We start from the raw sequence: 19,773 nt of genomic DNA, 5'->3' as shown, positions 1-19,773 counted from the left end.
GGAAGCTGTCACTGAGAGCATAAGGACCGACCAGATGGAGCAAGCAGAACCGGAAGCCTCTCCCCGTCTCGGTCTGGACCTCGACCGAACGGTGCAGGCCGCCGCCCCGGATGCCGTGGGCGACGCGGTGTTCGAGGTGGAAGACCTGAACGTGTACTACGGCGACTTTCGGGCCGTTCAAGATGCTTCCTTCACGGTGTACAAGCACGAGATCACCGCCATGATCGGCCCCTCCGGTTGCGGCAAGACCACGGTGCTGCGCTGCTTCAACCGGATGAACGACCTCATCCCCACCGCCCGGGTGGAGGGCCGCCTGGACTTCCAGAACGTGCCCATCTACGACCCCCGGGTAGACCCAGTTGAAGTGCGCCGCCGCATCGGCATGGTGTTCCAGAAGCCCAACCCGTTCCCCAAGTCGATCTACGACAACATCGCCTTCGGCCCCCGGGTTACCGGAATGGCCAAGAAGAAGAGCGACTTGGACGACATCGTGGAGCGGTCTCTGAACCGGGCCGCCCTGTGGGACGAGGTAAACGACCGGATGAAGGACTCCGCCCTCGGGTTGTCCGGCGGCCAGCAGCAGCGTCTGTGCATCGCCCGCGCCATAGCCGTCGATCCCGACGTTCTTTTGATGGACGAGCCGTGCTCGGCTCTCGACCCCATCGCCACCGCCCGCATTGAAGATCTGATGCAGGAGATCAAAAACGACTACACCATCGTGATCGTCACCCACAACATGCAACAGGCGGCCCGCATCAGCAACCGCACCGCGTTCTTCACTGCGCAACTCGACTCCACCACCGACCAGCGGTGCGGGCTCTTGGTGGAGTACGACCGCACCGAGACCATCTTCTCGAACCCCTCCGATGAGCGGACCGAGAACTACGTCACCGGGAGGTTCGGCTGAGTACCGGTCCCGAGCCCGGGGTGGGAGAACTGCGCAAGTCCTTCCACGAGGAACTGGACGAGATCCAGGCTGGCATCGTGCGCATGGCCGCGCTGGTGACCGAGGCCGTTCCCCGGGCCACCGAGGCACTGCTTGAGTCCAACCTGGAATTGGCCCAGCAACTCATCACCGGCGACGACCAACTCGACGACCTGTCGGTGTACCTCGAGGAGCGCTGCCACCATGTGCTGGCTCTCCAGGCCCCCATGGCCAGTGATCTTCGGGCCCTCAGCTCTGCCCTCCGTTTGAATGCCGAACTGGAGCGGTCGGGCGATCTGGCCGTCAACATCGCCAAGGCTACCCGGCGCATCTACGGCACCCGCTACGACGCCACCCTTCGGGGCCTGCTGGTGAGGATGAGCGAAGAGGCCTGTCGGCTGATGCGTCTGGCCATCGACTCCTATGTTGACGGCAACGCGGGATTGGCCGCCGCCCTCGACGACATCGACGACCAACTCGACGGCTTAAACCGCGACTGTGTGCAGGCCGTGTTCCAAGCCCACAACGACGGCTCCATCGACCTTCAAGCCGCGGTGCAGCTCTGCCTCATCAGCCGGTACTACGAGCGCATCGGCGACCATGCGGTGAACATCGGGGAACGGGTGGTGTACATGGTGACGGGATGGCTTCCGGAGCACACCGGGTCGGCCCGGTTGAAGATCCGAGAGCACCAGCACCTCGACGAAACCGGTGGTGGCGCCCACGAAGGGCCAGAGATCTACCTCACCGACGAAACCGACGAAGAGACCGACGAGGATTGACCCGTGATCGTGGCCTTGGTTGTGGTGGCCGCGGTGGTGGGCCTGGTGCTGGTGGGGGCGGTGGCGTGGCGAGAGCACCGGCACTTTGTCGACGCCGAGGAGAGCCGCCGCCGAGACGATGAGATGCACCGCCGCCATGAGGACGAGGTGGCGGAAAGCGAGGCCCGACTCCGGCTGTCGCTGGACGCCATTACCCAAGGTGTGGTGATGGCCGATGACGCCGGCAATGTGCTGTACCGCAACTCCTACGCCCGGCAGTTCACCGAAGCCCGCCACGGTGAGGCCCTGGTGGAGGCCGCGGTGGCCGAGCTGCTCGCCGAGGCGGCCCGAGGGCGAGCGGTGGAGCGGGAGGTCGAGCTGTTCGGACCCCCTCGCCGCTGCCTGTTCGTCAGCGCCATGCCGCTGACGCTTGAAGGCCGGGACTACGGCTCGGTCGCCCTCATCGACGACATCACCGAACCCCAGCGCCTTGACGCCATGCGCCGGGATTTCGTGGCCAACATCAGCCACGAGCTCCGGACCCCGATGGGGGCGCTCAGCCTGCTGGCCGAGACTCTGGCCGGCGAGCGCGACTCCGAGGTGGCCTCTCGGCTGGCGATGAGAGTGCAGGCCGAGGCCATTCGCCTGTCCGACATCATGGACGACCTCCTAGAGCTCAGCCGGATCGAGAGCGATGAGTCATCCGAGCGGGCACCAATTGCGATCCAGCATGTGATCAGCGATGCCCTCTCCCGGGCCAAGCCCTCCGCAGAGGAGAAGGAGGTTCCCATCGAAACCGTTCTCCCCGCGCTGGACTTGGTGGTCCACGCTGACCGTCGGCAGCTCACCTCCGCGGTGTTCAACTTGTTGGACAATGCGGTCAAGTATTCGGAGGCCGCCCGACCGGTGAAGGTCACAACTCGGTTGGAGGGAGATTGGGTTGAGGTGGAGGTTCGCGACCAGGGCTTTGGGATTCCCCCGGGCCACCAAGAGCGCATCTTCGAACGCTTCTACCAGGTGGATCGGTCCCGAGAGCGCACCGATGGCGGCGTGGGCCTGGGCTTGGCCATTGTGCGTCATGTGGCCACCAACCATGGGGGCGAGGTCCGGGTGGAGTCGACGGTTGGAGAAGGGTCAGCATTCACGCTGACGGTGCCGATGTCCGAAATCCTGCAACCAATTGGAGCGCAGGCATGAGCGGGTCGGCCCGGGTTCTCATCGTTGAAGATGAGGAGTCGTTTGTCGAGGCGCTGACCGTGGGGCTGACCCGGGAGGGCTTCACTGTGAACGTGGCCCGCGACGGCAAGGAAGCCCTCGATTTCTTCAACGCCTACTCCCCCGACATCGTGCTGCTCGACGTGATGCTGCCCCTGGTTTCCGGGGTGGATGTCTGCCGCCAGATCCGGGCCCGCTCCCAGGTGCCCATCATCATGGTCACCGCCAAGGGCGAGGAGATCGACGCGGTGGTCGGCCTGGAGGTGGGGGCCGACGACTACGTGACCAAGCCCTATCGCCTGCGAGAGCTGATCTCCCGCATGCGCTCGCTGCTGCGGCGATCCCGATGGACCGCCGAGAGCGAAACATTCCGGGGAGACGTCATCGAAGTGGGCGATGTGGCGGTCGACCCCGAGCGCCATGAGGTGTTTGTGCGGGGCGAGCCGATCGAGCTCCCGCTCAAGGAGTTCGACCTCCTTGAGCTGCTGTTGACCAACGCAGGGCGGGTATTGACCCGCGACGCGCTGATCGACCAGGTCTGGGGCAGCGACTATGTGGGCGACACCAAGACCCTCGATGTCCACATCAAGCGTCTTCGATCCAAGATCGAAGACGATCCCTCCAATCCCTGCCGAATCGTGACCATCCGCGGCCTGGGCTACAAGTACGCCACCGGCGTCCCGGCAGAGACCGCGCCGCCCTAGGCCCCGCCGATATCTTCATAGTGTGATCAATACCCCGTTCTTGCGGCTGGTCAGGGTTCATGCCCTCGGGGCCGCAGGCGATGCCATGGTCACGGTGGCATTGGCCGGGTCGCTCTTCTTCTCCATTGATCCCAGCGCGGCCCGGCTTCGGGTCACCCTCTATCTGCTGTTGACCATGGCCCCGTTCGCGGTGGTCGGCCCGTTGATCGGCCCGGCCCTGGACCGCTTCCGGGGCGGGCGGCGCCCCATGATCTTCGCCATCAACGCGGGGCGGGCGCTCTTCGCCTTCTTGATGATCTCCAACATGGATTCGCTGCTGCTGTTTCCCCTCTCCTTCGCCATGTTGATCCTCCAGAAGAGCTACGGGGTGGCCAAGGCCTCCATGGTGCCCCTCATCTTGCGGAATGAGCAGCAGTTTGTGGGGGGCAATGCCCGGTTGGCGCTGGTGGGAAGCGTTTGCGGTTTCATCGGAGCTGCTCCCGCGCTGCTGGCCAACTGGCTGGGAGGGCCTTCGTGGGCGGTGGGGATGGCCATGGTGGTGTACATCCTGTGCGCCCTGTCCTGCCTGTCGCTTCCTCCGGGCCGAGTAGTGCCGGAACCGATTGACGATGACGAGGTGAGCAAACTCCGCGGCGTGGGCATCCGCAAGGCGGCGTCGGCCACCGGCACGCTGCGGGGCATCGTGGGGTTCACGACCTTTCTGGCCGCGTTCGCTTTGCGGGGCGGCGCTGATGATGTGGACCTCTCCGGGGTGGGCAGAGCATTCGGGGCCGGAATTCGCCATGCCCTTCAGGGAGATGTGGCCTCCGACGCCAGCCCGGCGTGGAAGCTGGGCTTGGTGGCCGCCGCCTTGGTCGGCGGCTTCTTGGTCGGCTCGCTCCTCGCCCCCAAGCTGCGGGACCGGATTCGCGAGGAGGTGATTATCGCCGCCGCGCTGGTCGCCCTGTTCCTCGTCGGCCTGGTGGCCGCATGGGGTGGGGGCTACGGCTCCACTCTGCTGCTTGCCCTGGGAGTGGGCATGACCGCCAGTGCCGGCAAGCTCTCCTTCGACTCCATTGTCCAGCGCGACGCCGAGGGTGCCGACCATGGCCGCTCGTTCGCCGTCTTCGAGACCCGCTTCCAGATCTTCTGGGTGCTGGGCGCGCTGATCCCCGTGGTCATTCCCATTCCCATCCGCATCGGCTTCATTCTCATCGCCGTCGCCGCGGCAGCCGCTGTCCTGCTCTTCTGGCTGCGGCGGTCTCCTAGTCGGGTAGGTCGATTCGGGCCAGCCACAAACCGGGAGCATCAACCTCAGCAGGGGTAGGCAGCTCACGCGCCGAATGCCACAGCCGGGCCAAGCCGTCGGCCCCGGCCCGCTCCACCACCCCGCTGGCGAAGGCCGATCCCCGGTCGTACTGGTCCTGGGTGAGTTCGAGGCCGAACATCCTCTCAATGAAGCGGTCGGACACATCGGTGGTCACCCGTCGCCGCCTCAGAGCCTCGCTGAGACGCTGGTAGGAGCCGATGAGCCCCTGTCCGATGCTGTCCATGGTCCAGTCCACATAGCCGGCGATCACCGTCACCAAGGCAGTGACCTGCGGTAGCAGCACCCGTTGGGCCGGCGACTGGATCGCCCCCAGGATGACCTCGGGGTCGCCCAGCACCGACTGGAGGTCGCTCAGCGAATCGGGGTTGGCCAGGTCCAGTTCGCCCAATCGGCTCTCCAGCGCACCAGGGTCAGCCTCGAATCCCCGGACATAATCGGCCAACAGCTCGTCAATCCGCTGGCTCACATGGGGAATCGACAGCACCGCATGATGGGTCAGTTCGCTCAGGCACACCCAAAGCCGCAGGTCAGAGGGGTCCAAACTCCACTCGTCGGCCAAGGCGTCGATGTTGGCGGGCACCACCATCAACTCCGAGCCGCCGCGGGGAATGGGCAGGTCGTATTGGCCCAGGCTTCGGCGGGCGAGATTGCCCACCATGCTTCCGGCCGTCATGCTCAGCATGACCGGGCCGATCATCTTCAAAATCTGGCCGAACATGGCCTGGGCGGGATCAAAGGATGCCTCCTCCGATTCAACCCGGCTTGCCACGTTCCCAATGGGCTCAAGCAGATCTTGGTAGGCGTCCAGTGTGGCGGTGGCCCATTGTGCTCGGGTCACCGGCAGGATCGTGGCAGCTTGGCCGTCGCGGGTTGTGGACAGCCCGGTGGCATTGGCCACTTGGAGCTCGGCCACCCGGCCCAGTTCCTCCAGAGTGATGCGGTCGCGGGGGTCGACGTTGGGCTCAGACTGACCTTCGGTGGCCACTGCCACCGCGAACTGGCGCGCTGTCTCCCAGGTGGACGAGGCCTGCTGGGAAAAGAGCTTGCCGAGGTCTCCGAAAATCGGCATTCCCTTGAAAGGGTTGAACTCCTCGGGCGAGTCAGGTTCGCTCACACTGTGAGGCTACCGGCAATACTCCAGTAGCAGTTGAGGCGAAATCCCCGTAGCCTCGATAGGTGGCCGATACCGCTGCGATTTCTGTGGCTGTTGCCGGCGCGTGCGGCCCTCTCGGCCGTCGCGTCGGCCGCCGACTGGTGGATCACTGCCGGGTCGACTCGGTGATCGGCCTCGACCTGCGCCCCGATCCCGGCATCGTCGGGATGGAATACGTCTCCGGCGACATTGCAGAGCTGGACCTCGAGGCCCTGTTGGCTGATGTGGACGTTCTGGTTCATCTGGTGTCGGCGCTGGAGCCGTGGTCGGAGGACGAGTCGGAGGGCACTCGAGATGCCGAGGTGACTCGTCGGCTGCTGGATGCCGCTGGCACCGCCGGAGTCGGCCGACTGGTGCTGATGTCCTCGGCCATGGTCTATGGCGCTTGGCCCGACAATCCGGTGCCGCTCACCGAGGCCTCGGCGCTGCGCCCCCTTCCCGAGTGCGGTTTTGCCGTCAACAAGGCCGAGCAGGAGCGGTTTGCCGCCCAGTGGGCCGAAGAGCATCCCAAGGTGGACATCGTCACCTTGCGGCCCACGGCCAGCTTGGCCGAGGAGCATGTGGGCTGGGTGGTCCGCTCCCTGCGGTCGGCGGCCAACCTGAACGGGGAGAGCGAGGTCCCCGTTCAATTCCTCCACATGGATGACTTGGCGGCGGCGGTGGAGCTGTGCGTGGTGGGCGATCTGACCGGGGTGTACAACGTGGCCCCGCAGGGCTGGATCAGCAGCGGGACGGCCCTCGATCTCGTGGGCCGCACCCACCGGTTCAACATGTCTGAACAGCTCCTGCGCCGTGTGACGACATGGTGGTGGAAGAAGGGCCCCGCTCTTTCGCGCGCCGGGGTGCTGTCTTTGGGCAACGGCTCGGCGCCCACCAGCCCCGGCGTGTTCCGCTACGCCCGATTTCCCTGGGTGGTGGCCAGCGACCGGCTGCGGGCCGCGGGCTGGTCCCCCCAGTTCACCAGCGAGCAGGCCTTCATCTCCGGGCACAAGAGCCCCCCATGGGGCATGCTGGATTCCCGCCGCCGTCAGCAGATTGCCCTGTTCGGCGCGGTGGCGGGAGGGTTGGGCGTCGCGTGGGGCGTGCTGGCTGTTGCCCGTCGGCTATTTCGCCGCTGATGGCGGCCGTGTTGGAAACCGACGGGAGAGAAGGGTTTACACTCAGTCTGTGAATCCGCCTGAAGCCGCTGAGGTGTGGATTGGGCTGAGCGAGGCGCCCCTGCCGCTGGACCGCGTGCTTGCTTGGGTCGGTCGACCGGATTGCGGTGGCACCGTCCTGTTCAGCGGCACGGCCCGCGACCACTCAGAGGGACGCCCTGGGGTGACCGTGTTGGAGTACGAGGCGTACGAAGAGCAGGTGGTGCCTCGTCTGGAGGCGTTGGTCGACGAGGCTCGGGCCCGGTGGCCGGACATCGGCCGGGTGGCGCTGCTGCATCGAGTGGGCCGGGTGGAGATCGGCGATTCGGCGGTGGTGGCTGCGGTTTCGACGCCCCACCGCGAGGAGGCGTTTGCCGCCGCCCGGTTCTGCATCGACGGTCTGAAGGCCACCGTTCCCATCTGGAAGAAGGAAGCCTGGCAAGGAGGCGAGAGTTGGGGCTTGGAAGCCCAGCACATCTCTGATGCCGAAGCCGTCCATCCTTCGGGAGAATCGGTCCGCTAATCCATGGCTCGAGACCTGGCGATCGATCTGGGCACCGCCAACACGCTGGTCTATGCCCGCGGTCAGGGGATCATCCTGAACGAGCCCTCGGTGATCGCGTTGAACCGCAGAACCAACGAAGTGCTGGCGATGGGACGAGAAGCATGGCAGATGATCGGCCGCACGCCCGCCCACATCGTGGCCGTGCGTCCGCTGCGCAAGGGGGCGATCACCGATTTCGAGGTGACCCAGCGCATGATCCGCTTGCTCTTGATGGACGCCGGGGTCAACCGGTTCAGCCGGCCCAAGGTAGTGATCTGTGTGCCCTCGGCTATTACTGCCGTCGAGAGGCGGGCGGTGGTCGAGGCCGCTCGACGAGCGGGGGCGGCTGAAACCCGGCTCATCGAGCAGCCGTTGGCCGCGGCCATCGGGGCTTCGTTGCCCATCCACGAGCCCATCGGCAACATGGTGGTCGACATCGGAGGCGGAACCAGTGAGACCGCGCTGATATCCATGGGCGGGGTCATCTCGCTCAAGGCCATCCGAGTGGGCTCGTTCGACATCGACGCCGCCATCCAGGCCTACGTTCGGCGCGAGTTCGGCATCGCCATCGGCGAGCGCACCGCCGAGGAGGTGAAGATCACCATCGGCTCCGCCGCCTATGTTCCCGGCGAGTGCAATGCCGAGGTTCGGGGCCGCAATCTCATGAACGGACTCCCGGAGACCATTGTCTTGTCGCCGTTCGAAGTGCGCTCCGCGGTGGCTGAGGTTCTCTCCGCAGTGGTCGACTCGGTGGTGGCGTGTCTGATTGAAGCCCCACCGGAGCTGTCCCAAGACGTGATCACCCGCGGCATCCATTTGGTCGGAGGCGGCTCGCTGTTGCGGGGCTTGGCCGATCGGCTGTCCCAGGCCGCGGAGGTCCCCGTCAGCCTGGTGGACGCTCCCCTGGAGTCGGTGGTGGTGGGAGCGGGCCGCTGCCTGGAGTCCTTCGAAGACGTCCAAGCGATGTTTATGGAGTGATTTGGGTTCATGGAGTGATTTGGGTTCATGGGGTGAGCCGGACCGCTAGTCAGAGTTGGTGAGCAGCTCGGCGGCGTCTCTCGTTTGCCAGTCCCGGTCCTGGGAGGCCCGATTGAGGGCGGCGTCCACCTCCGGGCCGTCAAACGGTGCCAGAGCCAGTACTGCCCGACGGCGCACGGTCACGCGGTCGGTGGTTGCCGCCAATATGGCGTCGAGTCCGTCGGGATGTCCGATGGCTCCCAACGCGGCGACGGCCGCCTCTCGCACTAGGGGGTTCGAATGGCCGGTGGCCAACTCCGCCAGCCGGGACACCGCGTCCCGATCTACCGTCTCTCGCTCCCCGCAGGCCCATGCGGCAGTCTCCACCACGTCGTCGCTGGGGTCGTCCAACAGGGGGGCAGGCGACACCGTCGGACGCCCAACCGTCAAAGCAGCGGCTCGCATCCGCACCTTCGGTGCCGGATCGCACAGAGCGTCTCGCAGTTCGCCGTCGGCCAGCACTCCCATCCGGTCCAAGGCCCCGAGAGCCGATGCCCGAACGCGGGGGTCTTCGTCGTTCTCGGCAGCCCGCGCCGTGTTTACATCACCGATGTGTCCGGCGATCACCACTTCGCGTCGGCTTGGCTCATGGGGGTCTTCTCTGGGTTCTTTCACACCAGCGTTTCCAACGCGATCGTGAAACCGATGAAGAAGAGCCCCACCAACATGGTCAGGCCTGCTCCGAGCAGCACGACCACAAAAAGCAGGCCGACGGCGGCCCGCAACCGCTGCCACCATCGAAAGCGGGCCCCTTCGCCGTAGTCGGCCCGGTAGGAGGCCAGCACATCCCGCTCGGCCCGCGTCTCTCGCCATTCGGCCCACTTGCGCTGCCACCCGTTTTTCAGCGTTGCCCAAGTATCGTCGGAGAGGGAAACCCAAATGCGCGACCAATCGACCACAGAGCCCTCCAGGATAGTTCCACCGGCCGAAGACCGGGCGCCGTCATGGTGGCGGCGCCACATGAAATGGCTGATCCCGGTGGGCGTGGTGATCTTCTTGATGGCGATCACCTCAGTGGTGTTCACCTTCTGGCTCACCGATCAGGTGGCGGTTCGCCCCGGCTCAGTGGAAGACGTTCCGTCGCGGGTCACCATTTCGGGCGCCGAGGTCTATCCCCCCGACAGCGAGATTGCCCTGGTGACCGTGCTGGTCAGCCAGCGGCTGACCATTTGGGAGCGGATCGGCGCCGAGTTCGAGTCGGGGGTCGACATCGAACCGGAGCAGACCTTCACCGGGGGCGGTACCCGCAAGGAGCTTCGCCGGCTTAACGAGCTGAGAATGGAAACCTCCCAGCACACGGCGGTCGTGGTGGCACTGGAGCACCTGGGCTATGAGATCCCCCGTCACGCCTCCGGGGTCATCGTGGCTGAGGCCATACCCGGGTCACCCGCCGCCACAGTCTTGGAGCGGGGCGACGTGATCGTGGGCATTGATGGCGTCCCCGTGGCCGAATTGAAAGATTTGGCCGAAGTGTTGTTGGCGCGGAGCGCCGGAGAGACGGTGGTCTTGGATGTCGAATGGTATGAAGACGGTCCCGTTGAGTCGGTCACGGTGGAGTTGATTGCGTCCCCGGACGATGCCGACCGGACGCTGATCGGAGTTGAGGCACGCGAGCGGGTCGACATCGGCGACCTGCCGGTAGAGGTCGACATCGACAGCGGCACAATCGGGGGTCCGTCGGCCGGGCTGGCCCTCACTCTTGGAATCATCGACCTCATGATGCCTGGAGAGCTGACCAACGGACGTCACGTGGCGGCCACCGGCACGATCTCTTTCGACGGGTCGGTGGGGGCCATCGGCGAAGTGGATCAGAAGGCCATCGCGGCAGAAAGGGCGGGCGTCGACCTGCTATTGGTCCCCACCGCCAACCTGCGCAACGCCCTCGACCATGTCAGCGGCGATATGCGGGTAGTAGGCGTGGACACCCTTCAAGAGGCGTTGGCCGCATTAGCAGGGAACTAAGATCTGAGCGATGGCCGAGCGCCTTCCCGCGGAGACTCCTTTTGAGCGACTGGACCCTGACCACGTGTCTGGCCAGGGTTTCGCCATTGCCCGCAAGGGATTCGACCAGAAGCAAGTCCAGGCCTATCTGGTGTCGGTCGGCAATCAGATCAAGGCCGGCCAGCAGCAGATCCGAGACCTTCGAGAGCAGGTGGCCCAAGCCGAGTTGCAGCCCGAGCCCGAGGCTGAGTTCAGCTCGGAGGGGGTGAAGCTGCTCGTCAGCGATGTGGAGGCTTCTCGACGGCAGACTCAGGCCGAGGCTGGCGAGATGGCCACTCGAGCCCGTCGCCTGGCCGAAGAGCTTCAAGCCACGGTCGAGGAGTTGCGATCCCAGCAGGACGTCACGGGAGTTGACGAGCTGGCCGAGCTCCTGGAGCAAGCGTACGACCAGGCCCAGGCGGTGTCCGGGCTGCTTCAGGAGGCTCGAGAGCAGGCGGAGGCCGAAGTAGAGCACGGCCGGGCCCAAGGTCGGGAGATCGTGGAGAAGGCCAAGACCCTCCGTCTCACCGTGTTGCGAGATATGGCCCGTCGCCGCCAGGCAGCCCGGGCCCAGGTCGAGCGGCTGCGGGCGGGCCGCGACAAGCTCATGTCCATCTTGAGTGAAGCCCGCAGTTCCATCGACCAGTCGATGGAGTCGGCCAAACTCTCGTTGGCCGAGGCCAAGGTCCAGGCCGATGCCGCCGCCCGTCGGGTGGAGGACGAGGCCGAACCCACCGACTTGGCCCTGTTGTCGGAATTGGATGATGCCGAAAACGTAGGGATGATCCCCGAAGCCGATCCCGCTCCTCAGATCCAAGAAAGCGACTCCGCTCCCGAAGTCCAGGAAGGCGTGACGCTGCTGTCCTCTGTCGAGCCAGATCCGGTGGAGGCTGCGGCCAAGCATCCCGTGCTGGCCAGTGTTGACGACAGCCGTGAAGTGGACGCCATATTCGCCCGCCTGCGCTCGCAGGGCGACCAATCGCAAGATTCAACCCAGGACGCTGCCGAAGCTCCAGTGGCCAAAGACTAGTCTGCACTCGGTATGCGAAATCCCCGAGATGTGTTCAGGCCGCGTCCTCCGTCTCGGCCGCGGTTCTCTCGCCGGTCCAAGATCATTGCTGGGCTCATCTTGCTGGTATTGCTGGCCGCCATCCTGTCTCTGCGGGGTACGGCCCGCATGTGGACCGATTACCTGTGGTTCGACTCGCTGGGCCACGGGGATGTCTGGACCGAGATGCTGGTCTACCGAGTTGTCTTGTCGGTCATCTTCATCGCCATCTTCTTCTTGCTGCTGTACTCCAATCTGGCCATCGCCGACCGCCTGGCGCCCCAAACCCGCCCGCCGGGGCCTGAAGAGGAGCTGATTCGCCACTACCACGATGCGGTAGGCCATCGCCGCCGGCTGGTGAGTGTGGTGGTAGCCATCTTGTTCGCCCTCATCGTGGGCGGTGGCACTGGCGGGGAGTGGCAGAAAGCCATGCTGTTCTTCAACAGCGTGGACTTCGGCATCGATGATCCGCAGTTCCAACGCGACATCGGCTTCTACGTCTTCCAATTGCCGTTTATCCAGTTCTTGATCAGCTGGTTCTTCCGGGCCCTCATCATCGTGGCGGTCATCACCGCCATCGCCCATTACGTGAACGGCGGCATCCGGGTGCAGACCACCGGGCAGCGGGTGACTCCCCAGGTGAAAGTCCACCTGTCGGTTCTCTTGGCCCTGATCGCCCTGGTTCGGGCCGTGGGCTACTACTACGACCGGTTCGGCCTCAACTTCTCGTCTCGAGGACCGGTGGACGGCGCCACCTTCACCGACGTCAACGCCCAGTTGCCCGCGCTCAGATTGCTGCTGCTGATCTCCGCGCTGTCGGCGGTTCTGCTGGTCATCAACATCTGGCAGCGGGGCTGGGTGCTGCCGGTGACTGCGGTGGGCCTGTGGATGGTGGTGGCCATCGTCATGGGGGCGATATATCCGGCCATCATCCAGCGATTCCAGGTCGAGCCGGAAGAGTCCACGAAAGAGAAGGAGTACATCGAGCGCAATATCGAGGCCACCCGCCACGCCCTGGGATTCGACAAAGTCCCCGGAGACGCAAACAAAACAGACAACGTCACCACCATCTCGTTCGACGAACTTGACACTGAGATAACCGCCGAAGAGCTCGCCGGCAATCCCAGCGTGCGCAATATCCGGTTGTTGGACCCCGATATCGTGCCCAATGCCTTCCAAGTGGAGCAGTCGGAGCGGACCTTCTACACCTTCAACAACGAGGTGGACGTCGACCGCTACGAGATCGAAGGGGAGGTTACCGAGGTTGTGATCGGCGCCCGCCAACTCAACGTGGCCGACGTCCCCCAGCAGTCGTGGGAGGGTCGCCACGTCCAGTACACCCACGGGTACGGCGTGGCGGTGGCCCCGGTGAACTCGGTCACCACCCAGGGTTCTCCCGACTTCGCGGTCGGCGACGTTCCGGTGGTGGCCAGCGCCGACTTTGAGCTGACCCGGCCTCAGCTCTACATCGGCGAGAACCTCACCGGCTACGCCATCGTTGGGGCCTCGATTCCCGAGGTGGACTACACCAAGGCAAACGAGACGGTCCCGTTCGAATACGACGGCGACGACGGCGTGGGCATCGGCGGCTTCTTCCGCCAAGCGGCGTTTGCCCTGCGTTTCGGGGACATCAACCCGCTCATATCCGGTTTTGTGGACGGCGATTCCCGGATCATTTTCAACCGGGACCTGCGGCTCCGGGTGCAAAACCTGGCCCCGTTCTTGGAGCTGGACGCTGATCCCTATCCGGTGGTCTCCGATGGGCGGGTGTTCTACATCGTCGATGCCTACACCACCAGCGACCGCTATCCCTACGGCCAGCGACCGGACGTGAGCGACTTGTCGGCGGACAGCGGGCTGCGCAAGCGGTTCAACTACGTCCGCAACTCGGTGAAGGTGGTCGTGGACGCCTTCGACGGCACCACCACCTTCTATGTGATCGACCCCGAAGATCCCATCATCCAGGCATGGCGCAAGATCTTCCCCGGGCTGTTCCAGGACTTCGAGCAGATGCCCGCCGATCTCCAGAACCATCTGCGCTACCCCGAAGACCTGTTCCGAGTACAGACCACTATGTGGGCCCGCTACTTCATTGACGATCCCGAGACCTTCTACGCCAACTCGGTGACTTGGGCCGTGGCCCAGGACCCCGGCACCCGGATCACCGCCCGGACGTTCCTGGACGAGGTGACCGAGGCTATTGCCGCCGAGGAAACCGCCACCGCAGCGGCCACCCGCCAGCTTGAGCGGAGAATCCGGCCGTTCTACCAGCTTCTCCAACTCCCCGAAGAGGACGACGTGGACTTCGTGATCTTCCGAACGTTCGTCCCCATATCCGGATCGGGCGACGACCAGGACGAGCGCAAAGAGCTGACCGCGTTCATCGCCGCCAAGAGCGACATCGACGAGTACGGGGAGTTGGTGGTGTACACCGTGCCGGGCACCAACATTCCCGGTCCGAGCATCGTGGACGCCAAGATCCAGGCCGACACCCAGATTGCCGACGCCTTCACCCAGCTGAACCAGCAGGGGTCCACCGTTCTCCAGGGAAACCTGCTGATGCTCCCGGTGGGTGACTCGCTGCTGTTCGTGCGCCCGGTCTACGTCCAGGCCACCGGGGAGACCGAGCTGCCCCAGGTGAAGCAGGTGATCGCCGGTATCGGAAACGACGACGATTTCGTGCTCGTTATCCGCCCGACCCTGGACGAGGCCTTGGCCGCCCTGTCCGATCAGGACGGGCTGTCGGTATTTCCCGCTCAGTCGGCTACGCCGGAGCCTGACGACGCCGAGCCTGCTCCTGCTCCCACCGCGGCGCCATCGATTTCCGATGAGACCCCAATAGACGAGGACACCCGGCAAGCGCTAAGCGAGCTCATCTCAGAGCTGCGGACCACCCAGGATTCCATCGACGAGGACCGCCGCCGCCTCGACGGTCTTATCGGGGAACTGGAGTCCCTCTTGGACTCCGCTGGCGGCTGAGCGCCAAGCAGCGGCTAATCCAGCAGGATGTTGTTGGGCCGGGGAGTGCCCTGGGCTTCGAGCATGAAGTAGTAGCCCATCAACACGGTTTGGCCATCGGTGATGCTCTCGATGTTGCCCTCGGCGTCCATGTTCAGGTTGGCGCCCCAGATGGCGAAGAACACGTCGGTGGTCTCGGTGTTGTCCTCGGGGGTGTACAGAGTGTGGACGGAGCCAGCCGGCTCATAGAGGAACGACCCGGCCCGGTTCAAGAAGTCGCTCTCCGCGTACCCCCAGGCCCCGGCGCTGGTGTAGGCGAACACTTGGCCGGTGTGCTTGTGGGTCTGCACCGAATAGCCCGGTGGGAACTGGTTCTTGATGACCCACAATCCCTCGCTCTCTTTGATCTGGAGCACCTTGAGGCCGATTCCGTCTTCGCCGTAGGCCCAGGGGAGGTCGTCCTCTCCGATGTGCTGGGCGGTGGGGGCAACCATCATGTCAAGCATGGGGGAATCTTATGCCCTTGCTTGGCCGATGACCCCTAGCGGCGCGTCAGTCGATCTCGGTGCGGGTGAGGCGCCAGGACGTGTAGACCAGCCCGGCCAGCCCGACGGCCAGCGGAACAATGTACGACGCCAGCGTGGAGCGGTCGGCCAGCCGCATGCTCACGTCAGTGGCGTCAGAGAGGATGCTCATGGGGTAACTGCGCACTGATAGCCGGGCGAACCAGTCGCCCAATCGGGACAGAAGCAACTCCCAGATGGCGATATAGCCCAAGCCGATAAGCAGTGACCGTTTGAATCGAAGCCCGAGAGCCAAGAAGAGCCCGGAATAGGCGAACACCGCCAGTGCGGTCGCCACCGCGGTGGCGACCAGGAGATCGCTGACGCCGGTGATGGCCGCGGCCACAGTCATCACTGCCACCACAATGGGACCAACCACGCTGATCACCGCCGCGAAAGCTGCGGTGGCGACGGTGTGGCGGGGAACCGGGCGCAGCCACACGTACACCAGGGTGCGGTCTTCCACCAGATTTCCCAGCGCGGCCGAGCCCAGTGCCAAGGCGATGAATGGGGCGAAGACGTTGGTGCCGAATGTGCCCATGCTCCTGGTGGCGACTTCCACCGGGTCGTCGGCTGCTCGGGCCACGAATGCAAGAAGGATGGCCACGCCGCTCAGCCCGGACAATGCCAGCAGCCGGCCGGTGCTGATTTGGCTGCGAACAACCACCCGGTAGATGTGGGGATTCACTGGGCCTCCAGATGCGTCTTCATTGGCCCACCAGATATCGAAAGACGCTCTCCAAGTCATCGTCGACCGGGCGCAACTCTAGGAGCGAGGCATCCCGATCGCGGGCTGCCGGAGCCACTGCCCGGCGGAATGCCACTGGATCCGAGGTGTCCACCACCACCGAGTTGTCCCCTTCCAGGCGGCAACCGGAGATCACACCTCGGTCCAAGAGCGCTATGGCCAGGGCTCGGGGCTGATCGGTGCGGATGCTGATGCGCAGCGGCCGGTCGTCCATCAGATTGCGGATCTCCCGGAAGTCCCCCTCGGCGGCCAGCCGTCCTTGGGCGATCACAAGCACCCGGGAGCCGAACCGCTCCACCTCGTCGAGCACGTGGCTGGACACGATCACGCACTTGCCCTCAGCCCCCAGCCGGTGGAAGAGATCGATCATCTCCCGCCGCTGGCGGGGGTCGAGGCCGGTGAGGGGTTCGTCGAGGGCGATGACCAGAGGGTTGTGGACGATGGCCTGGGCCAGTTTGATGCGCTGGCGCATCCCCTTGGAGTAGGTAGACAGTCGCCGGGGATCGTCGGGGTCGAGTTCTACCGTCTGGATGGCGTGCCTGGCCGCCTCGACCGGATCGGGGACCTGGTGAAGTTGGGCGGCCAACTCCACGAACTCACGACCGCTCAAGTAATCGAGCAGCGACTCCTGTTGGGGGGCCATGCCGATGCGGCCCAGCACGGTCACGTCGGCGCGGGGGTCTTTGCCCAGCACGGTTACCGCTCCGTTGGACGGCCGGGCCAAGCCGCACATCATTCGCAGCAGGGTGGACTTGCCCGCGCCGTTGGGTCCCAGCAACGCGGTGACCCCGGCCCCGATGCTGAAGCTGACATCTGACACCGCCACCAAGTCGCCGAACCACTTGGACACCCCGGCGGCCTGCACCATGGGCGGAGGGCTGGCTTGCGCTTGGCTCATCCCTCGACCTCGATTCGCTGGTATCGCCAGCGGGCGAATGCTCCGAAGGCGGCGATGAGCCCGACGAGGGCTAGGAATATCACCCAAGTGTCGACGTCAATGATGGGCGGCCCGTCGACGTTGGTTTCTCCGAAGATGCGATAGACAGCCTCGAAAGGCAGGGCGACCAGGTTGAACAGGGCATACGAATCGCCGAGATCAGCACCCTCGGAGAGGCCGTCGCCCACCGCAGAGCTCGCCAGCAAGCCGACGAATATACCCACGCTGGCCAGGGAGCGGCGTGAGGTGAGGCTGGACAACGCCAGCGACAGAGCTGTCCAGAAAATGGCCAGAGCTGCTCCCGACGCCAGTATTCGGCCCAGGTCGGTCAGCCAGCCGCTCACCCCATCGGGTCCCGCGTCGGCCAGGGTGTAGGCGATGAGCATCAACAGGGGAGGCCCCAAGGTCATCATGCTGAGCACGGCGGCGACAGCGGTGAACTTGGCCGCCAGATAGGTGTCCCGGCTCAGCGGCGATGCCAGATACAGCCCCAGCATGCCGCTGCGGCGATCGGTGCATACCGCCTCCGGGGCGACGAACGCCGTGAACAGGAAAAGGGCGCCGGTGATGAACCCGTAGTAGTCGGAGGTGGAATCCAGCCCCAGTTCATCCCCGCGAGGCAGAAAGGCAGCAATTCCGATGAACACGATTGCGGGCACGAACGCGATCAACAGGGCGATGGCGGGGAGGACCTTCTGCCAATTGGACCGCTTCAGCCCCAGCACTCGTTGCATAGTGTGAAAGCTCAGATTCATCATGGCGCGCTGCGTGCCGTGACGAGGGCCGTCGTAGGCCAGATAGCCTCGGTCGTGGATGCGGGCCTCGGTCATCGGGAGGCCTCGATGAACACGTCTTCGAGACTGGTGCGACGGGGCTCCAGCCTGCGAAGGCCCAGGCCCAGATCGGCCACCAGATCCCGAATCAGGTCTGTGGAGGCATCGACGCCGGTCACGATGAGGGTGTGGCCGTCAACCGCGGCCTCGGCGCCCCGGGCAGCCAACGCGGCAGCCAGCGGTTGGGGATCGCTGTCTAGTTCCACCCTCACCCCAGCGGAGGTGGATCCCAAATCTTGAAGTGTGCCGCTGTGGCCCACCACGCCGTTGGCCAGGATGACCACCGAGTCGCACACCCGCTCCACTTCCTCCAGCAGGTGCGACGACAGCAGGATGTCGATGCCGAACTCGCTGCCCACCCGGCGGATGAGGGCCAGCATGTCGTCGCGCTGTACCGGATCGAGGCCGTCGGTGGGCTCGTCCAGTAGAAGCAGGTCGGGGTCGTGGGCGATGGCCTGGGCCATTTTCACCCGCTGGCGCTGCCCGGTGGACATGGTGCCGATGGGGCGGAACCGCTCTTCGCCCAGGCCGACCTGCCACAGGGCGTCGCTGGCCCGCTCAGTGGCTGCCCGTCGGGGCAGGCCGTGGAGTTGGGCGATGTGGCGCACCAGGTCGGCGGCCTGCACGTCTTCGGGCAGATCGTGGTGCTCAGGGGCATAGCCCAGTCGGGCTCGCAGCTCAGGCCCGCTCTGGTCGGGGTCGACCCCCAGCACGTTGAGCTGGCCGCCCTGGCGGGGGCGCAGCCCCAGGATCAGCCCCATGAAAGTGCTCTTGCCCGCGCCGTTGGGTCCCAGCAGCCCGGTGATGCCCCGCCCGACGTCGCAGTCCAGGCCCTGGAGTACGTGATTCGACCCGTAGCTCTTTTGCACTCCTCGAGCGGAGATGACGATGTCGGACACTGGCCGAAACCCTATCCCTGCTCAGCCCCCATCAGGTCGTCGGGGGTGGGGAAGTGGCAGGCAACCGGGTGTCCGATGCCCAGATCAAGCAACTCCGGGTCGTACTCGGCGCAGATTGACTGCGCCTTCCAGCATCGTGTCCGAAAGCGGCATCCTGACGGGGGCGAGGCTGGGTTTGGCGCATCCCCTTCAAGCACGATGCGTCGCCGCCTCTTCTCGAGCTTGGGATCGGGAATCGGAACTGCTGACAGTAAAGCCTGGGTGTAGGGATGGGCCGGGGTTTCGTACACCTCCGATCCGGTACCGGTCTCCACAATCCGCCCCAGATACATGACTGCCACCCGGTCGGAGATGTGGCGGACCACCGACAGGTCGTGGGCCACGAAGAGGTAGGTCAGTCCCAGGGTGCGCTGGAGGTCTTCCAGCAGGTTGAGCACGCCCGCCTGGATGCTCACGTCGAGGGCCGACACCGGCTCGTCCAGGATGATCAGCTCGGGCTTGAGGGCGAGGGCTCGAGCGATGCCGATGCGCTGGCGCTGGCCGCCGGAGAACTCGTGGGGATAGCGGTTGCTGTGCTCGGGGTTCAAGCCGACCAGTTCCAGAAGTTCGCCCACCCGGGCTTGGATGTCGCCGCCCGTGCGGTGGATCCGCAGGGGCTCGGCGATGATGGCCGACACCGTCATGCGGGGGTTGAGCGAGGCCATCGGGTCTTGGAACACGATCTGCATGTTTTGCCGTAGGGCTTGGAGCTGGCGGCGGCTCAGCTCGCCCAGGTCTTGGCCTTTGAATCGCACCGAGCCCGAGGTGGGTTGAGTGAGGCGGAGGATGCAGCGGGCGATGGTGGATTTGCCGGAACCCGATTCGCCGACCAGGCCTAGGGTCTCGCCTTGGTTGATGTGTAGGGAGACGCCGCTTACTGCTTGGACTGTGCCTACTGTGCGGCGGACTACGCCTTTGGACTTTATGGGGAAGGTTTTGACTAGGTCGGTGACTTCGACCAGGGGTTTACCATCCACCGGCGGCTCGGCGGGTCCTGTCACCGG

General features: G+C 65.1%; 20 protein-coding genes. 11 read left to right on the top strand and 9 right to left on the bottom strand.

From position 1 onward, the window contains the following. Positions 1-34: 34 nt before the first annotated feature. From pstB to ACOGI7_RS13370, 5 genes are read left to right on the top strand one after another with little or no spacing between them, the layout of a single operon-like run. Complete coding sequence (pstB, locus tag ACOGI7_RS13390; protein WP_419849258.1) at positions 35-907, top strand: phosphate ABC transporter ATP-binding protein PstB; 873 nt, start codon at positions 35-37, stop codon at positions 905-907. 20 nt (positions 908-927) lie between these two features. Further along, positions 928-1,707 carry a phosphate signaling complex protein PhoU gene (phoU, locus tag ACOGI7_RS13385; protein WP_419849257.1) on the top strand — a complete coding sequence of 260 codons (780 nt, stop codon included), beginning with the start codon at positions 928-930 and terminating at the stop codon, positions 1,705-1,707. A gap of 3 nt (positions 1,708-1,710) precedes the next feature. Continuing rightward, positions 1,711-2,883, top strand: a complete 1,173-nt coding sequence (locus tag ACOGI7_RS13380) for a sensor histidine kinase (protein WP_419849256.1) — start codon at positions 1,711-1,713, stop codon at positions 2,881-2,883. Continuing rightward, positions 2,880-3,605, top strand: a complete 726-nt coding sequence (locus ACOGI7_RS13375; RefSeq protein ID WP_419849255.1) for a response regulator — start codon at positions 2,880-2,882, stop codon at positions 3,603-3,605. The genes ACOGI7_RS13380 and ACOGI7_RS13375 overlap by 4 nt, the downstream gene beginning before the upstream one ends. Before the next feature lie 22 nt (positions 3,606-3,627). Continuing rightward, positions 3,628-4,911: an MFS transporter gene (locus ACOGI7_RS13370; protein ID WP_419849254.1), complete on the top strand. Its 1,284-nt coding sequence runs from the start codon at positions 3,628-3,630 to the stop codon at positions 4,909-4,911. Here the strand turns inward: ACOGI7_RS13370 and ACOGI7_RS13365 are convergent. Further along, a complete protein-coding gene (locus ACOGI7_RS13365) occupies positions 4,850-6,028 on the bottom strand; it encodes a zinc-dependent metalloprotease (RefSeq protein WP_419849253.1) in 1,179 nt (392 codons plus the stop codon). The genes ACOGI7_RS13370 and ACOGI7_RS13365 overlap by 62 nt on opposite strands. 62 nt (positions 6,029-6,090) lie before the next feature. Between ACOGI7_RS13365 and ACOGI7_RS13360 the strand changes: the two genes are divergently transcribed. From ACOGI7_RS13360 to ACOGI7_RS13350, 3 genes are read left to right on the top strand one after another with little or no spacing between them, the layout of a single operon-like run. Next, positions 6,091-7,185, top strand: a complete 1,095-nt coding sequence (locus ACOGI7_RS13360) for an NAD-dependent epimerase/dehydratase family protein (protein ID WP_419849252.1) — start codon at positions 6,091-6,093, stop codon at positions 7,183-7,185. A gap of 49 nt (positions 7,186-7,234) precedes the next feature. Beyond that, a complete protein-coding gene (locus ACOGI7_RS13355; protein ID WP_419849251.1) occupies positions 7,235-7,726 on the top strand; it encodes a molybdenum cofactor biosynthesis protein MoaE in 492 nt (163 codons plus the stop codon). A 3-nt stretch (positions 7,727-7,729) separates the two neighbouring features. Then, positions 7,730-8,725, top strand: a complete 996-nt coding sequence (locus ACOGI7_RS13350) for a rod shape-determining protein (protein ID WP_419849250.1) — start codon at positions 7,730-7,732, stop codon at positions 8,723-8,725. Positions 8,726-8,770: 45 nt separating this feature from the next. On the opposite strand, the gene ACOGI7_RS13345 is transcribed toward ACOGI7_RS13350, so the two are convergent. Both ACOGI7_RS13345 and ACOGI7_RS13340 read right to left on the bottom strand, forming a co-directional pair. Further along, a complete protein-coding gene (locus ACOGI7_RS13345) occupies positions 8,771-9,379 on the bottom strand; it encodes a HEAT repeat domain-containing protein (protein ID WP_419849249.1) in 609 nt (202 codons plus the stop codon). Continuing rightward, on the bottom strand, positions 9,376-9,789 hold the full coding sequence (locus tag ACOGI7_RS13340) for a hypothetical protein (RefSeq protein WP_419849248.1): 414 nt from the start codon (positions 9,787-9,789) through the stop codon (positions 9,376-9,378). Before ACOGI7_RS13340 ends, ACOGI7_RS13345 begins: the two co-directional genes overlap by 4 nt. Here ACOGI7_RS13340 and ACOGI7_RS13335 point away from each other — a divergent pair. Genes ACOGI7_RS13335 through ACOGI7_RS13325 form a run of 3 tightly spaced genes read left to right on the top strand, consistent with a single transcriptional unit; the run spans position 9,764 to position 14,771 of the window. Then, complete coding sequence (locus ACOGI7_RS13335) at positions 9,764-10,726, top strand: PDZ domain-containing protein (RefSeq protein WP_419849247.1); 963 nt, start codon at positions 9,764-9,766, stop codon at positions 10,724-10,726. The genes ACOGI7_RS13340 and ACOGI7_RS13335 overlap by 26 nt on opposite strands. Before the next feature lie 10 nt (positions 10,727-10,736). Continuing rightward, a complete protein-coding gene (locus ACOGI7_RS13330; protein WP_419849246.1) occupies positions 10,737-11,774 on the top strand; it encodes a hypothetical protein in 1,038 nt (345 codons plus the stop codon). Positions 11,775-11,786: 12 nt separating this feature from the next. Beyond that, complete coding sequence (locus ACOGI7_RS13325; RefSeq protein WP_419849245.1) at positions 11,787-14,771, top strand: UPF0182 family protein; 2,985 nt, start codon at positions 11,787-11,789, stop codon at positions 14,769-14,771. Between the two features lie 14 nt (positions 14,772-14,785). Here the strand turns inward: ACOGI7_RS13325 and ACOGI7_RS13320 are convergent, their stop codons facing one another. Genes ACOGI7_RS13320 through ACOGI7_RS13295 form a run of 6 tightly spaced genes read right to left on the bottom strand, consistent with a single transcriptional unit; the run spans position 14,786 to position 19,746 of the window. Next, positions 14,786-15,256: a 2,4'-dihydroxyacetophenone dioxygenase family protein gene (locus ACOGI7_RS13320; protein WP_419849244.1), complete on the bottom strand. Its 471-nt coding sequence runs from the start codon at positions 15,254-15,256 to the stop codon at positions 14,786-14,788. A 46-nt stretch (positions 15,257-15,302) separates the two neighbouring features. Further along, positions 15,303-16,001, bottom strand: a complete 699-nt coding sequence (locus ACOGI7_RS13315; RefSeq protein WP_419849243.1) for a hypothetical protein — start codon at positions 15,999-16,001, stop codon at positions 15,303-15,305. A gap of 19 nt (positions 16,002-16,020) precedes the next feature. Next, on the bottom strand, positions 16,021-16,959 hold the full coding sequence (locus ACOGI7_RS13310; protein WP_419849242.1) for an ABC transporter ATP-binding protein: 939 nt from the start codon (positions 16,957-16,959) through the stop codon (positions 16,021-16,023). Continuing rightward, positions 16,956-17,828 carry an ABC transporter permease subunit gene (locus ACOGI7_RS13305; RefSeq protein WP_419849241.1) on the bottom strand — a complete coding sequence of 291 codons (873 nt, stop codon included), beginning with the start codon at positions 17,826-17,828 and terminating at the stop codon, positions 16,956-16,958. Before ACOGI7_RS13305 ends, ACOGI7_RS13310 begins: the two co-directional genes overlap by 4 nt. Continuing rightward, on the bottom strand, positions 17,825-18,730 hold the full coding sequence (locus ACOGI7_RS13300) for an ATP-binding cassette domain-containing protein (RefSeq protein WP_419849240.1): 906 nt from the start codon (positions 18,728-18,730) through the stop codon (positions 17,825-17,827). The genes ACOGI7_RS13305 and ACOGI7_RS13300 overlap by 4 nt, the downstream gene beginning before the upstream one ends. A gap of 11 nt (positions 18,731-18,741) precedes the next feature. Further along, positions 18,742-19,746 carry an ABC transporter ATP-binding protein gene (locus ACOGI7_RS13295; RefSeq protein ID WP_419849239.1) on the bottom strand — a complete coding sequence of 335 codons (1,005 nt, stop codon included), beginning with the start codon at positions 19,744-19,746 and terminating at the stop codon, positions 18,742-18,744. Between the last annotated feature and the right edge of the window lie 27 nt (positions 19,747-19,773).

This window comes from Candidatus Poriferisocius sp. (assembly GCF_965204145.1).
In the GTDB taxonomy this organism is placed as follows: Bacteria; Actinomycetota; Acidimicrobiia; order Acidimicrobiales; family Bin134; genus Poriferisocius.
Note: the sequence above shows the minus strand (reverse complement) of the source record. Positions and strands in the feature narration are given on the sequence as shown.

What these genes read in the sequence shown, in the direction of transcription:
- ACOGI7_RS13330 (WP_419849246.1), top strand. Translation starts at nt 10,737, where the DNA reads ATGGCCGAGCGCCTTCCCGCGGAGACTCCTTTTGAGCGACTGGACCCT.
- pstB (WP_419849258.1), top strand. Translation starts at nt 35, where the DNA reads ATGGAGCAAGCAGAACCGGAAGCCTCTCCCCGTCTCGGTCTGGACCTC.
- ACOGI7_RS13305 (WP_419849241.1), bottom strand. Translation starts at nt 17,828, where the DNA reads ATGACCGAGGCCCGCATCCACGACCGAGGCTATCTGGCCTACGACGGC.
- ACOGI7_RS13335 (WP_419849247.1), top strand. Translation starts at nt 9,764, where the DNA reads ATGGCGATCACCTCAGTGGTGTTCACCTTCTGGCTCACCGATCAGGTG.
- ACOGI7_RS13310 (WP_419849242.1), bottom strand. Translation starts at nt 16,959, where the DNA reads ATGAGCCAAGCGCAAGCCAGCCCTCCGCCCATGGTGCAGGCCGCCGGG.
- ACOGI7_RS13320 (WP_419849244.1), bottom strand. Translation starts at nt 15,256, where the DNA reads ATGCTTGACATGATGGTTGCCCCCACCGCCCAGCACATCGGAGAGGAC.
- ACOGI7_RS13375 (WP_419849255.1), top strand. Translation starts at nt 2,880, where the DNA reads ATGAGCGGGTCGGCCCGGGTTCTCATCGTTGAAGATGAGGAGTCGTTT.
- ACOGI7_RS13350 (WP_419849250.1), top strand. Translation starts at nt 7,730, where the DNA reads ATGGCTCGAGACCTGGCGATCGATCTGGGCACCGCCAACACGCTGGTC.
- ACOGI7_RS13325 (WP_419849245.1), top strand. Translation starts at nt 11,787, where the DNA reads ATGCGAAATCCCCGAGATGTGTTCAGGCCGCGTCCTCCGTCTCGGCCG.